The organism is Phytopseudomonas daroniae (genome assembly GCF_004327285.1).
In the GTDB taxonomy this organism is placed as follows: domain Bacteria; phylum Pseudomonadota; class Gammaproteobacteria; order Pseudomonadales; family Pseudomonadaceae; genus Aquipseudomonas; species Aquipseudomonas daroniae.
This window is the reverse complement of sequence record NZ_QJUI01000022.1, coordinates 19,386-32,611: the sequence shown is the minus strand read 5'-3', so window position 1 is coordinate 32,611 and position 13,226 is coordinate 19,386. Positions and strand designations below refer to the sequence as shown.

Sequence of the window (13,226 nt, the reverse complement as noted above, 5' to 3'; positions counted from 1 at the left end):
TTCACTTCACCAGCCATTCGTTCCAGCGGGTGGCGATAGCCGCCCCGTTCTTCGCCCAGTAGGCGTAGTCCAGGGTGATCTGATCGCTCACGTGCGCGGTGGGCAGGTTCGGTGCCAGCACCGAGTCCAGACGCTGCACGCTGTCGACGTTGACCGGCGCGTAGGCAGTGAGGTTGGCGAAGTCGGCCTGGCCCTTGGCGCCGCTGGCGTGAGCCAGGAACTTCATGGCCGCGTCCTTGTTCTTGGCACCCTTGGGAATGACCAGGAAGTCGGCCATGACCAGGTTCTGTTTCCAGCTTGCCGCCACTGGCGCGCCGTCTTCCTGAAGGGCATAGATGCGGCCGTTCCAGAACTGGCCGATGCTCGCCTCGCCGGAGGCCAGTAGTTGCTGCGACTGAGCGCCGCCGCCCCACCAGACGATGTCTTTCTTGATGGTGTCGAGTTTCTTGAAGGCGCGATCCAGATCCAGCGGGTAGAGCTTGTCGGCGGCGACGCCGTCGGCAAGCAAGGCCAGCTCGATCACCCCGGGGCTCGGCCACTTGTACAGGGCGCGTTTGCCGGGGTAGGTCGCCGTGTCGAACAGCGCGCTCCAGTCCTCCGGCTGCTGGTTGCCGAGGCGGCCCTCGTTGTAGCCGAGTACGAAGGAGAAGAAGAACGAACCGACACCGTGATCGGAGACGAAGCGCGGGTCGATCTTGTCGCGCTCGATGACGCCGAAGTCCAGCGGTTCGAGCAGGCCTTCGGCGGCGGCGCGCAGGGCGAAATCGGCCTCCACGTCGACCACGTCCCACTGTACGTTGCCGCTTTCGACCATGGCCTTGAGCTTGCCGTAGTCGGTGGGCCCGTCTTGCACCACGGTGATCCCGTTGGCCTTGCTGAACGGGTCGGCCCAGGCCGCCTTCTGCGCATCCTGGGTGGTGCCCCCCCAGCTGACGAAGTTGACGGTTTCTGCAGCGGCCGTGGTGGCGACTGCTGCACTCAGAATGCTCGCGGCGAGCATCGAGGTCACACCTTTGATTAACACCATCTTGCTTGCCCTCTTTGTTGTGTTTTTTCGCAAGCGAGCGTTGTGCCCGCTTAACCGGAGCAGTGGATCCAAGGGATCTGAATGGCGGCCGATATCGGTGCTGTCTTTGTGGTTTTCCCTTGCGGGGCACACGATAAACTAGCTGGCCTTAGGGATATCATATTATGGTATTCCAAACTTTCCGCAAGCGCTTTGCCACACTTCATGTCTCGGCGGCGTGACCGGTCATCCGCAGCCTTTGCTCACTCGAAGGGTACGCTCTCCACGACCTCCAGCTCATAGCCGGCAAGACCTGCGTATTTGAGCGGCGGGCCCAGGTGACGCAGCTTACCGACGCCCAGATCCTGCAGAATCTGTGCCCCGGTGCCGACCTCGGAATAGACGCGTGTCTGGCCGCGATTGAACGGGCGTTGCGGCTGCGTCAGCTGCGGTACGCGTTCGAGCAGCGCCTGGGACGATTCGTGGTTGGCCAGCACCACTACGACACCTTTGCCATCGGTAGCGATGCGTTCCAGGGCGGCCCACAGCGTCCAGCTGCGCGGGCCGGTGTATTCGGCGCCCACCAGATCGCGCAGCGGGTCGATGGCATGCACGCGCGCCAGGGTGGGCTCGTTGTGGCGAATATCGCCCATCACCATGGCCATGTGCACGCCACCGGCGATTCGGTCTTCATAGGTGATCAGGCGGAACTCGCCGTGCACGGTGGACAGCGCGCGCTCGCCGATGCGGGTGACCGTGTGCTCGGTGCTCAGGCGGTACTGGATCAGGTCGGCGATGGTGCCGATCCTGATACCGTGCGAATCGGCGAAGCCTTCCAACTGCGGGCGGCGGGCCATGCTGCCGTCTTCGTTCATGATTTCGACTATCACCGCCGCTGGGGTCAGGCCGGCCAGCCTGGCCAGATCGCAGCCAGCTTCGGTGTGCCCGGCACGGGTCAACACGCCGCCTTCCTTGGCGCGCAGCGGGAAGATATGGCCCGGCTGCACCAGGTCGGCTGTCGTCGCACCAGGCGCCACGGCGGTGAGAACCGTATGGGCGCGGTCGGCGGCGGAAATGCCGGTGGTGATGCCGCTGGCGGCTTCGATGGAGACAGTGAAGGCGGTGGAAAACACGCTACCGTTACTCGGTACCATCTGCTCCAGCCCCAGACGCTGGCAGTGATCGTCGGTCAGGGTCAGGCAGATCAGCCCACGCGCTTCACGGGCCATGAAGTTGATCGCCTGAGGCGTGCAGAACTGTGCGGCGAGCAGTAGGTCGCCCTCATTCTCGCGGTCTTCGTCATCGACCAGCAACACCATTTTGCCCTGGCGGAAGTCATCGATGAGTTCACGGATGGAGTGGAAGGGCATGGCGGATCTCGTCGACTGGGCTATTTTAAATTATGGTATACCGTAATACGAATTCAATTTAAAGGAGGTCAATCAATGAAGGGTTACTGGATCGCGCATGTGGACGTCACCGATCCCGAGCGCTATGTGGAATACACCAAGCGTGCCCCGGCGGCCTTCGCTGCCTTTGGTGGCAAGTTTCTCGCCCGCGGCGGCCGCTCCGAGGCGCAGGAAGGCCGCGCCACGCCGCAGCGTAGCGTGGTGATCGAATTCCCCTCCTACGATCAGGCTGTGGCCTGCTACCGCTCCGAGGCCTACCAGCAAGCCAGCAGCTACCGGGCCGGCGCAGCACGCTCGGAAGTGATCATCGTCGAAGGCATGGAGCCCTGAGCGTTTTTGACGATGGGGGTTGGCGGCTGTAAGGCGCAAGCGGCCGTAGGGTGGATCGGGGCGCGTAGCTAGCGCTCTTTTTGTCCACCAGCCCGTAGGATGGGTGAAACCCATCAATTGCCGATGGGTTGCACCCATCCTACGACCGTCCGCTCCCGCCTTTAATCGGCCATCGCCTGGCTGTTGACCATTTAGCGAATGAAATGAATCTTGCCGTTGTCGTCGCTGCCCATGTAGATCCCGTAGATGCCCGCTTCGCGCTCGGCGATGTAGCGTTCGAGGATCTGCCGGATGGCCGGATAGTAGATCTGCTCCCAGGGAATGTCCTCGGGTGCGAAGAAGCGGCGGGCCAGGGTTTCGCTGCCGAAGTAGCCGGTGTCGCGCAACAGCCGGGCGCGGAAGATCAGGTACACCTCGCTGATCGAGGGCACGCTGAAGATCGAGTAGGGGCAGAGGATTTCGGCGACCACGCCGGCTTCCTCGCGTACCTCGCGCAGCGCTGCCTGTTCGGTGGTTTCGCCGTTTTCCATGAACCCCGCGGGCAGCGTCCAGGTGCCGATGCGCGGCGCGATGGCGCGTTGGCAGAGGAGATAGCGGCCGTCCTGCTCGATGATACAGCCGGTGATGACCTTGGGGTTTTCGTAGTGAATATGCCCGCAGCCGCCGCACACCAGCCGCGAATGGTCGTCGCCTGTTGGGCGGCGCCGTTCCAGCGTCGCGCCGCCGCATTGCTGACAGAAGCGCGGGCTGGGCATGCGGGTCAGCGACCGATACGCGGGTCTGGCAGGCTGATGGGCGCGACGATATCGCGGGCCTTGGCACCTTCCTGCTTGGCTTCCAGGTATTCCAGGGCGACTTTGGCCGCGGTGCGCACGTGATCCACCGAGGCTTGGTGAGCGGCCAGCGGGTCGCCGCTCTTGATCGCCTCGACGATGCGTTCCATTTCCTGGTTGCTGGTGCTGCGCCGGTTGCTCTGCGACACCGAGGTCGCGCGCAGGTAGCTGATACGTGCCTGCAACTGACGCAGCTGGGTGGCGGCAATGTCGTTGCCCGAGCCTTCCATCAGCACGTTGTAGAACTCCTGTACCGACTCCAGCACGTCCGGCAGTTCGCCTTCTTCGAGGGTCTTGCGGTTGTTCTCCAGGGCACGTTCCAGAGCGCGGATGTCCTTGGCGCGGGCGCGCAGGGTGAACAGCTGGACGATCATGCCTTCCAGTACACAGCGCAGCTCGTAGAGGTCGCAGGCGTCTTCCAGGGTGATGATTGCCACACGCGGGCCCTTGGCATCGGCGAATTCCACCAGTCCTTCGGACTCCAGATGACGCAACGCCTCGCGCACCGAGGTGCGGCTGACCCCCAGCCGATCACACAGGTCGCGCTCCACCAGGCGGTCGCCGGGTAGCAACTGGAAATTCATGATGGCGTTGCGCAGCTTGTCCAGGACGATCTCCCGCAGGGTCACGGGATTGCGGTTGACCTTGAAGCTATCGTCGATCGGCTGGCGTTTCATGGTTAGGGCTCGAGTTATAGGTATGGGATCACTCAAACTATGCCTCGGCCTGCTGGGCCTCGGCATCCGCTTCGGCAAAGGCCTCACGGGCAATACGGAAGCTGTCGACCGCAGCAGGCACGCCGCAATAGATGCCGACCTGAAGCAGAATCTCGCGAATCTGCTCGCGGCTGAGGCCGTTACGCAGGGCACCGCGAATGTGCAACTTCAGCTCGTGCGGGCGATTGAGCGCAGAAATCATGGCCAAGTTTATCATGCTGCGTTCCTGCATCGATAAGCCTTCGCGACCCCATACATGCCCCCAGCAGTATTCGGTGACCAGCTCCTGCAGCGGGCGGTTGAAGTCGTCGGCATTCTCCACCGAGCGTTTCACGTAATCCTCGCCCAGCACCTGGGTGCGAATCTGCAGACCCTTCTCGTACTTGTCGTTGCGCATACCTACTCCGCATTAAAAACGCTCACGCGCTAGGAGGATGCGCGTGAGCACAAAGGGTTTCAGGCAATGGCCGGCAGGGCGCCGAGTTTGCCGCGGTGATAGATCATCGGCACCGGCGCCTCCTCGGGCAGGATCAGGTTCTTCACCGTGCCGACCATGATGGCGTGGTCACCACCGTCGTACTCGCGCCACAGTTCGCATTCGATGATCGCGGCGGCGTTTTTCAGCAGCGGGTTGCCCTGCTCGCTCAGTGTCCATTCGATACCGGCGGCTTTGTTCTTGCCCTTGCCGGCAAAGGCATAGGCTTCGGCCTGTTGCTCGGCGGATAGCAGGTGAATCGCGAAGCGCTTGCTGTCGCGCAGCACCGGGTAGGAATCGGAGCCGTAGTTGGGGCAGAACAGCACCAGTGCCGGGTCGATCGATAGAGCGCTGAAGGCGCTGGCGGTGATGCCGACGATGCCGCCATCGGGGCCCAGGGTGGTGACGATGGTCACCCCCGAGGGGAAGGCGGCCATGACGGATTTGTACAGTCCGGGTTCGATCATGTGTGCTTTCCTCGATGCGCTCAGCGCATCACGAACGGGTCGGGCATCGGCGCTTGCGACAGGTTGATCCACACCGTTTTCAGTTCGGTGTAGGCGAGTACCGAGTCGATGCCGCTCTCGCGGCCATAGCCGCTGTTGCCGAAACCACCAATCGGCGCCATGGCCGAAACGGCCCGGTAGGTATTGACCCAGATGATGCCCGAGCGCACGCCTTTGGCCATGCGGTGAGCACGGCCCAGGTCGCGCGTCCAGATGCCGGCGGCAAGGCCGAACTGCGAGTCGTTGGCCATGGCCAGCGCTTCGGCCTCGTCCTGGAAACGGATCACCGAAGCCACCGGGCCGAAGACCTCTTCCTGCATGATGGTCATCGAATGGTCGTCGCATTCGAACAGGGTCGGCTCGTAATACCAGCCTCCGCCGTCGACCTGGGGGCGTTTGCCACCCAGGCGCAACGTCGCGCCTTCGGCGACGGCAGTGGCGACCAGGCGCTCGACCACGGCCAGTTGCTGGGCGGTGGCCATGGGGCCCATCTCGCTGGCGTCGTCCTGCGGGTTGCCGATGCGGATGCGTTTGGCACGCTCGACCAGGCGTTCGACGAATGCGTCGTAGATGCTGTCCTGCACCAGCAGCCGCGAACCGGCCACGCAACTCTGCCCGGAGGCGGCGTAGATGCCGGCGACCACGCCGTTCACGGCGCTGTCGAGATCGGCGTCGGCGAAGATGATGTTCGGCGACTTGCCGCCCAGTTCCAGCGACAGCTTGGCGAAATTCTCCGCACTGGCGCGCACCACATGGCGGGCGGTGGCGGCGCCGCCGGTGAAGGCGATCTTGCGTACCAGCGGGTGACGGGTCAGTGCCGCGCCGGTGGTCGGCCCGTAGCCGGTGACCACGTTGATCACGCCGGCCGGAAAGCCCGCCTCCAGAGCCAGGCGGGCCAGTTCGAGAATGGTCGCCGAGGCATGTTCCGAGGGCTTGAGCACGATGGTGTTGCCCGCTGCCAGTGCTGGCGCGAGCTTGATTGCGGTCAGGTACAGCGGGCTGTTCCAGGGAATGATCCCGGCCACCACGCCAATCGGCTCGTGGCTGGTGTAGGCGAACATGTCCGGCTTGTCGAGGGGCAGGGTGCCGCCTTCGAGCTTGTCGGCCAGGCCCGCGGTGTAGTGGAAGAACTCCGGCAGATAGCCGACCTGGCCACGGGTTTCGCGGATCAGCTTGCCGTTGTCACGGCTTTCCAGCTGGGCCAGGGCTTCCTTGTTCTCGGCGATCAGGTCGCCGAGACGACGCAGCAGTTTGCCCCGTGCGGTGGCGCTCAGGCTGCGCCAGGCGGGGTTGACGAACGCCGCCTGAGCGGCCTGTACGGCGCGCTCGACGTCTTCGCCGGCGGCATCCGGGAGCACCGCCCAGGCCTGAGCGCGAGCCGGGTCGAGGCTCTCGAAGGTGTTGCCGGACAGCGCGTCGACCCACTGGCCGTCAATGCACATCTGATAGCGTGCGAATGTCATGCGACGATCCCCTTTACGGTGTTCTGCAACTGGCTGGCTTCTGCGAGGAATTCCAGCAGCATCTGGTTGACCAGGCGCGGCGATTCCACCGGCATCATATGCCGTTGTTCGGCCAGCACCACGGCCCTGGCGCCTGGAATGCACTGCGCCAGTTGTTCGGCCATCTGCGGTGTCGAGCCCGGATCGAGCTCGCCGGTGGCGATCAGGGTCGGCACGCGGATTTCAGCCAGAGCGTCGGCGCGGTACATGTCCTGGGTGGCGAACAGCGTATAGGTGGTCAGGTAGCCTTGGGCGTCGTTGCCGGCCAGAGTCTGGCGGATGGAGGCGATCTGTGCCGGGTTGGCAGCCTGGTATTCACGGCTGAACCAGCGCGACAGTGCAGCTTCGGCATTGGCATCCGGGCCATGTTCGGCGGCCTGGGCAGTGCGCGCGATGACGCCGGCACGCTGCTCGGGGCTGCGGTTGAATACGCTGTTGAGTATCACCAGGGCGGCGATGCGTTGCGGGTAGTGCAATGCGAAGGCTCGTGCCACCAGGCCGCCCATGGAGAAGCCGATCACCGTGGCCTGCTGCTGGCCGAGGTGATCGAGCAGTTCGCGCAACTGCTCGGCGTAACCGGCCAGGTCGGTGTCCACTGCCGGTCGCGGGCTGTCGCCGTGGCCGAGCATGTCATAGACGATGACCTGGAAATGCTGGGCCAGGCCAACCACCTGGCCGCCCCACATGTCCTTGGTCAGGCCGACACCGTGGATCAACACCACGGGTTGGCCCTGGCCGATCACTCGGTAACTGGTGCCGGCGGGGGTGCGTTCAGCGAGATGCCGAATCATGGCCTGCTCCCGATCACTGCGCCTTCTCGGCGGCCAGTTCTTCCAGATCGATATAACGGTTACCGATGCGCGGATGCAGGCGACCACCGTTGGCGGCGCCCAGTACCACGACGATTTCGTCGGCACGCGGCGCGTCTTCGATCTGCATTTCCAGGGTGATGTAGTGCGAACGCAGGCCTTCGTCGTCCTTGTGCATCATCGGAATCTGGATCGAAGTGCCCGGGCCACCGCGCTTGTTGGTGAAGCTCAGATAGCTCTTGGCCTTGACCGCTTCGCGATAGTGATTGCCGAAGCGCAGGGTGTGGATAACTGCCGAGGCGTGCTCGATTTCACCATCGGCACCGACCACGGCGGCCTTGCCATAGGCCTCGATCTTGTCGGCACCGCCGATAGCGGTGGTCAGGCGCGCGACCATCAGCTCACCCAGCTCGGAGCAGTTGGCCTTGATCACCGGTTTGAGGTCTTCGACAAAGCCGTTGCCAGCCCACGGGTTCTTGATCACCACGGCCAGGCCGACCATGGTGACCGGCTTGTCAGTGGCCTTGCCGCCTTCGATCAGGGTTTCTTCTGCATAGCTGACGATCTTGCGAATCTCGAAACTCATAACAGCTCCCTGGCTGAGTGGTTGTGAGTATTATGGTATACCAGAATACATGATATGCAAACATCTCCGAACGTCAGGCACAGCGCCGCCTGGGCAGCAATCAGAGATGGCGCCAGCCGGGTAAAAAGGGTTTTTTTATGCAGAAAGGAATGGCAGTAAAAGCGTCGTAGGGCGGGCCGCGCAGGTACAACCCATCAATCGTAGATGGGTTGCACCCATTCTACGGCGATAAAGCCCATTCTTCCGCGATTCGCCTCAACGCCAGCCGTGGCTGGCGCTGGCCACCGCATCGTGGGCGTGCAGACTTTCGGCGTGGGTTACCTGGATATGGAAAGCGCTGATCCCCGGCATCGCCAACAGTGCGCCATGCAGGCGGCGCGCAGCGTCTTCGCAGAACATCAGGTTCTGGCCATTGGCCAGGGCGAAGGCTTGTTCGTCGGCGCGCTTGACGGCGGTCTGCACGGCGGTGCCCAAGGCGGCCTCCGCCCGGTCGAGCAGATCGATGAAGGGCAGTGCGGTCGCCTCGTTCTTCAGGCGAACCAGAATGGCAGCTTCGCTGCGCTGGCTGTGGGGCGTGGCGACGATACCGGCGCTGCTGCCAAGCCAGGCGTGCAGCTCATCGAAATCGGGCTGGCGCTCGGCGAAGTCTTCGGCGAAGCGCTGCTGGATCAACTGACGTGCCAGGGCCGCGGAGCAGGGGCAGGTCGACGAGTAGCCCAACTGCAACCCCAGCTCCAGATGGAAGCCGCCTGGATCGAGGCGCGATCTGATCGTCAGCGGATAGGCCTTGTAGCCGGAGAGCGGGCTGACCAGTGCCGGGCGCTCGATCAGCCATTCACCTTGCAGATCCAGATAGGCGCACAGCGACAGGTCGCGGTGGCTGTCCAGGAAGCGTTCCAGCACCTGGCGCAGCAAGACTGGCGACAACGGCTCTCGCCGCAACTCGGCCAGTGCCAGGTACAGGCGCGACATATGAATGCCGCGGGTCTGGCCATCATCCAGGCTGACCCCGGCATCGATCCGCGCGCTCACGGCCTGCTCCTCTATCCGCACGGGCAGGGCGATGCAGCGCATACCGACCCAGTCGAGTGTGGCGGCGGAGTCGTCGCTGCGCTGGGCGGCGATATCGGGCAGGTTACTTCGGTGCTTCATTGATGTAGTCATTACAATTCGACTTTAAATGTTATGTTATAACACTTAAAGTTAATCCAGTGAGCCTGCCATGACCGTCGATGAACTGCTTGCCCTGCCGCCCCAGGCCTACATGAACGAAGCCCAGCAGGGCTTCTTCCGTGACCTGCTCAACGAACAGCGCCAGGCACTGCAGCAACGCATCGACGACGAGTTCGATGCGCTGCGTGAACAGGATCGCTCCGCCGACGAGGCCGATCAGGCCAGCCGTGAGGAACAGCGGCAGTGGCAACTGCGCCTGCTGGAGCGTGAAAAGAAGCTGCTCGACAAGATCGACCAGGCCCTGGAGCGCCTGGCTCGCGGTGAGTACGGCTGGTGCCGCGAAACCGGCGAGCCGATCGGTCTGCGCCGCTTGCTGCTGCGGCCCACTGCCAGCCTGTGTATCGAGGCGAAAGAGCGCGAAGAACAGCGCGAACGCCACCAACGTGACCTGTGAACCCTGATGCTGATGAGGAACCCGCCATGCCCGATCGTCTTCCCGTTACCGTGCTTTCCGGCTTTCTCGGCGCCGGCAAGAGCACCCTGCTCAACCATGTGCTGAAGAACCGCGACGGCTTGCGCGTTGCGGTGATCGTCAACGACATGAGTGAAATCAACATCGACGGCAGCGAGGTGCAGCGCGATGTCAGCCTCAACCGCGCCGAAGAAAAGCTGGTGGAGATGAGCAACGGCTGCATCTGCTGCACCCTGCGCGAGGACTTGCTCGACGAGGTCAGCCGACTGGCCCGTGATGGCCGCTTCGACTACCTGCTGATCGAGTCCACTGGCATCTCCGAGCCGCTGCCAGTGGCGGAAACCTTCACCTTCCGCGACGAGCAGGGCCAGAGCCTGGCTGATCTGGCGCGCCTGGATACCCTGGTCACGGTGGTCGACGGGGTGAATTTCATGCAGGATTTCCAGGCCGCCCAGAGCCTGGCCAGCCGCGGCGAAACCCTCGGGGAGGAAGACGAGCGCTCGATCAGCGACCTGCTGATCGAACAGGTCGAGTTCGCCGATGTGCTGTTGATCAGCAAGATCGACCTGATCAGCCAGGCCGAGCGCGAAGAGCTGACGGCCATCCTGCGTGGCCTCAACACCCGCGCACGGATTCTGCCGATGAGCATGGGCGCGGTACCGCTGCCGGCGATTCTCGACACCGGTCTGTTCGATTTCGAGCGTGCCGCCGAGTCGCCCGGCTGGCTCAAGGAAATGCGTGGCGAGCACGTACCGGAAACCGAGGAATACGGCATCGCATCGAGTGCCTACCGGGCGCGCCGGCCCTTTCATCCGCAGCGCTTCTTCGATTTTCTCAACCGTGAATGGGTCAACGGCCGGCTGCTGCGCTCCAAGGGTTTCTTCTGGCTGGCCAGCAAGTACCAGGAAGCCGGCAGCTGGTCGCAGGCCGGTGGCCTGATGCGCCATGGCCTGGCCGGACGCTGGTGGCGTTTCGTGCCGAAGAGCCAGTGGCCCCAGGATGAAGATGGCCTCAAGGGCATCATTCGCCAGTGGGATGCAGCCAGCGGTGACTGCCGCCAGGAACTGGTATTCATCGGCCAGAACATCGACTTCGCACGACTGCACGCGGAGCTGGATGACTGCCTGCTCAGCGATGCGGAAATGGCCGCCGGCGTCGAGGCCTGGCGCCAGCTGCCGGATCCGTTCGGCCCCTGGGAGGCGGCGGCATGATCCTCGCCTTCAAGCCGCGTCACGCGCCGCGGCAGATCATCCGTGACGACGTCGACGTGCTCGCCGAGGCTCTGCACGACGATGTCAATCTGGCGGTCTGGCAGCGTCAGTTGCCGGATCATCTGGCCAGCTTCGCCGACAGCCTGCTGGCCCAGGGCGAGCCGCTGGCGCAAGCGCTGAGCATCGATCTGCCTGACGCAGAGGCCGAACCTGCGTTGCCCGGCCTGCTCGCCGGGTACAGCGACATGCCCGGGCAGGCGGCCTTTCTCGCCGATGTGGCCTGGTTGGTTCAGGTCTACGCCTGCCTGCTCGACGCGCGCAGCATCGGCTTGCGCTTGCGCGCGCTGGATGCTGCCATGTGCCCACGCTTCCATGTCGACCGCGTGCCGCTACGGCTGATCACCAGCTATGCCGGCCCCGGTAGCCAGTGGCTGCGTGAAGGGGCCGTGTCACGCCAGCACCTCGGCGGGCCCCAGGCGCTGCCTGCGGAGAATGCCGTGATCGAGCAGATCGGCTGCGGCCATGTGGCGCTGCTCAAGGGCGAGCGCTGGATCGGCAACGAAGGCCGTGGCCTGGTGCATCGTTCGCCCGCTTTGCCAGCGGGTGAACGGCGCCTGCTGTTGACCCTCGACTGGCTGGCCTGAACGCCTTGACCGATTGCGGATTGGCAGGCAAAAAAAAGCTGCGCCCGAGCGCAGCCACAAAGCAGCCAGTGCCTGACCGGCTGCGAAGAGAACCTGTATTAAGACGCAAACGGATGACGATTGGATGACGGCTCAGTAGCCTATCCACACGCCTTTGCTTTGCCGTTCGCAGAACGGCTTGAGGTAGGCGGCGTCGTTGGCCACGCCGTAATAGTGGATGTCCTGCTGGTAGGGTGTACCGCCGACCTTGGCGTTGCGGCAAACGCCGAACGCGCCGGTGGGGCACTGTTCGACGAAGCTGACTTCGACCTTCTGGCCCTTGAGCTGCGGTTGGCAGAAGCCCTTGCGGAACAGGTTCGGCGGAATGCTGCGGTTCTGCTGGCAGACCTTTATGTCCAGTCGCTCGGCCTGGCTGTGCACCACGCAGGCTTCGCCCCAGGCCAGGCCGGACAGACTACACAACACCAGGGGCAGCAAACGGCGCATCGATCCAACTCCAGAGAATGATGCGCAACTGTAGAGGCTGTGGCGAGATTATCGCAAGCCGAGCTTTCCCCTGCGCCGCCGACCCTTCACCATGGCGACATGTTGAAACAGATACCCACCCACCTGATTGCCGGCCCGCTGGGCGCTGGCAAGACCAGCCTGATCCGTCAGTTGCTGGCGCAGCGGCCTGCGGGCGAGCGCTGGGCGGTGCTGATCAACGAGTTCGGACAGATCGGCCTGGACGCCGCGTTGTTGGCCCGTGACGAGGATGGCCTGAGCTTCAGCGAGGTGGCCGGTGGTTGCCTGTGCTGCGTCAATGGCGTGCCCTTTCAGGTCGGCCTGGGCCGTCTGCTGCGCAAGGCCAAACCGGATCGCCTGTTCATCGAGCCATCCGGGCTTGGTCATCCGCTGAATCTGCTGGAACAACTGAGCCAGGCGCCCTGGGAGGGGGTACTGGCCGTGCAACCGCTGCTGATGGTGCTCGACGCCGCTGCCCTGGTGGCCGGCGTGCCGCTCGCCGATAGTCAGCGCGATGCCTTGCCCCACGCCGGGCTGCTGGTGCTGAACAAGAGCGAGGGGGTCGATGACGCAGCCCGTGCGCGCATCGAAGGCAGCCTGCAGCGAGCGCTGTGCTGGACGAGCCAGGGCATGTTGCCGTTCAGCCGTCTGCCAACGGCACCCGTGACAGCCGCGGCTAGCGGATCTTTACCGGATGGCCCGTTACCACCCGCTGCGGTCTGGCGCAGCGTCGAGGAGCCGATCTGCCTGATCCAGGATCAACCTGAAGGCTGGAGCATCGGTTGGCGCTGGCACCCCAGCCAGCGTTTCGACCTGCTGCGGGTGCAGCAATGGCTGGCGACGCTGGTGTGGCGACGTGCCAAGCTGGTGCTGCAGACCAATGCCGGCTGGCTCTCGGTCAATGCCCTGGAGGGACAGGCCTTGCACTGGCAAAACAGCGAGTGGCGCAAGGATTCACGGTTGGAGCTGATCTTCAGCAGCCCTCAGGACGCCGCCGCGTTGCGCGCGGCAATGGCTGCCTGCCGCGCGTGATGGGGGCGTCCGGTTCAG

General features: G+C 63.8%; 16 protein-coding genes. 5 read left to right on the top strand and 11 right to left on the bottom strand.

Annotated elements, in window-relative coordinates; all coding sequences use genetic code 11:
- Window position 1 precedes the first annotated feature (1 nt).
- Together DNK06_RS21050 and ribBA are read right to left on the bottom strand one after the other, a co-directional pair.
- Window positions 2-1,027 (bottom strand): ABC transporter substrate-binding protein, encoded by a 1,026-nt coding sequence (locus tag DNK06_RS21050; protein ID WP_131181949.1) that lies wholly within the window; start codon window positions 1,025-1,027, stop codon window positions 2-4.
- A gap of 242 nt (window positions 1,028-1,269) precedes the next feature.
- Window positions 1,270-2,376 carry a bifunctional 3,4-dihydroxy-2-butanone-4-phosphate synthase/GTP cyclohydrolase II gene (gene ribBA, locus DNK06_RS21045; RefSeq protein WP_131181948.1) on the bottom strand — a complete coding sequence of 369 codons (1,107 nt, stop codon included), beginning with the start codon at window positions 2,374-2,376 and terminating at the stop codon, window positions 1,270-1,272.
- 75 nt (window positions 2,377-2,451) lie between these two features.
- Between ribBA and DNK06_RS21040 the strand changes: the two genes are divergently transcribed.
- On the top strand, window positions 2,452-2,745 hold the full coding sequence (locus DNK06_RS21040; protein ID WP_131181947.1) for a DUF1330 domain-containing protein: 294 nt from the start codon (window positions 2,452-2,454) through the stop codon (window positions 2,743-2,745).
- A gap of 191 nt (window positions 2,746-2,936) precedes the next feature.
- Here the strand turns inward: DNK06_RS21040 and DNK06_RS21035 are convergent, their stop codons facing one another.
- The 8 genes from DNK06_RS21035 to folE2 form a co-directional block, all read right to left on the bottom strand.
- Window positions 2,937-3,500, bottom strand: a complete 564-nt coding sequence (locus DNK06_RS21035; protein WP_131181946.1) for an NUDIX hydrolase — start codon at window positions 3,498-3,500, stop codon at window positions 2,937-2,939.
- Window positions 3,501-3,505: 5 nt separating this feature from the next.
- A complete protein-coding gene (locus tag DNK06_RS21030; protein ID WP_131181945.1) occupies window positions 3,506-4,255 on the bottom strand; it encodes a GntR family transcriptional regulator in 750 nt (249 codons plus the stop codon).
- A gap of 37 nt (window positions 4,256-4,292) precedes the next feature.
- Window positions 4,293-4,691, bottom strand: a complete 399-nt coding sequence (locus tag DNK06_RS21025; RefSeq protein WP_131181944.1) for a carboxymuconolactone decarboxylase family protein — start codon at window positions 4,689-4,691, stop codon at window positions 4,293-4,295.
- A 59-nt stretch (window positions 4,692-4,750) separates the two neighbouring features.
- Window positions 4,751-5,236, bottom strand: a complete 486-nt coding sequence (locus DNK06_RS21020) for a flavin reductase family protein (RefSeq protein ID WP_131181943.1) — start codon at window positions 5,234-5,236, stop codon at window positions 4,751-4,753.
- Between the two features lie 20 nt (window positions 5,237-5,256).
- A complete protein-coding gene (locus DNK06_RS21015; RefSeq protein ID WP_131181942.1) occupies window positions 5,257-6,738 on the bottom strand; it encodes an aldehyde dehydrogenase in 1,482 nt (493 codons plus the stop codon).
- Window positions 6,735-7,568 carry an alpha/beta fold hydrolase gene (locus DNK06_RS21010; RefSeq protein WP_131181941.1) on the bottom strand — a complete coding sequence of 278 codons (834 nt, stop codon included), beginning with the start codon at window positions 7,566-7,568 and terminating at the stop codon, window positions 6,735-6,737. The genes DNK06_RS21015 and DNK06_RS21010 overlap by 4 nt, the downstream gene beginning before the upstream one ends.
- A gap of 13 nt (window positions 7,569-7,581) precedes the next feature.
- On the bottom strand, window positions 7,582-8,172 hold the full coding sequence (locus tag DNK06_RS21005; RefSeq protein ID WP_131181940.1) for an amino acid synthesis family protein: 591 nt from the start codon (window positions 8,170-8,172) through the stop codon (window positions 7,582-7,584).
- A 255-nt stretch (window positions 8,173-8,427) separates the two neighbouring features.
- Window positions 8,428-9,324: a GTP cyclohydrolase FolE2 gene (folE2, locus tag DNK06_RS21000; protein WP_242674748.1), complete on the bottom strand. Its 897-nt coding sequence runs from the start codon at window positions 9,322-9,324 to the stop codon at window positions 8,428-8,430.
- 70 nt (window positions 9,325-9,394) lie between these two features.
- Between folE2 and dksA the strand changes: the two genes are divergently transcribed.
- Genes dksA through DNK06_RS20985 form a run of 3 tightly spaced genes read left to right on the top strand, consistent with a single transcriptional unit; the run spans window position 9,395 to window position 11,672 of the window.
- Complete coding sequence (dksA, locus tag DNK06_RS20995) at window positions 9,395-9,799, top strand: RNA polymerase-binding protein DksA (protein ID WP_131181938.1); 405 nt, start codon at window positions 9,395-9,397, stop codon at window positions 9,797-9,799.
- Window positions 9,800-9,825: 26 nt separating this feature from the next.
- Window positions 9,826-11,028, top strand: a complete 1,203-nt coding sequence (gene zigA / locus DNK06_RS20990) for a zinc metallochaperone GTPase ZigA (protein WP_131181937.1) — start codon at window positions 9,826-9,828, stop codon at window positions 11,026-11,028.
- Window positions 11,025-11,672 (top strand): DUF1826 domain-containing protein, encoded by a 648-nt coding sequence (locus DNK06_RS20985; RefSeq protein WP_131181936.1) that lies wholly within the window; start codon window positions 11,025-11,027, stop codon window positions 11,670-11,672. Before zigA ends, DNK06_RS20985 begins: the two co-directional genes overlap by 4 nt.
- 132 nt (window positions 11,673-11,804) lie before the next feature.
- Here DNK06_RS20985 and DNK06_RS20980 read toward each other — a convergent pair whose 3' ends face one another.
- Entirely contained in the window at window positions 11,805-12,158 is a 354-nt protein-coding gene (locus tag DNK06_RS20980) for an NADH:ubiquinone oxidoreductase (RefSeq protein WP_131181935.1), read from the bottom strand.
- A gap of 99 nt (window positions 12,159-12,257) precedes the next feature.
- Here DNK06_RS20980 and DNK06_RS20975 point away from each other — a divergent pair, with 99 nt between their 5' ends.
- Window positions 12,258-13,208 carry a CobW family GTP-binding protein gene (locus DNK06_RS20975; protein WP_131181934.1) on the top strand — a complete coding sequence of 317 codons (951 nt, stop codon included), beginning with the start codon at window positions 12,258-12,260 and terminating at the stop codon, window positions 13,206-13,208.
- Window positions 13,209-13,226 lie beyond the last annotated feature (18 nt).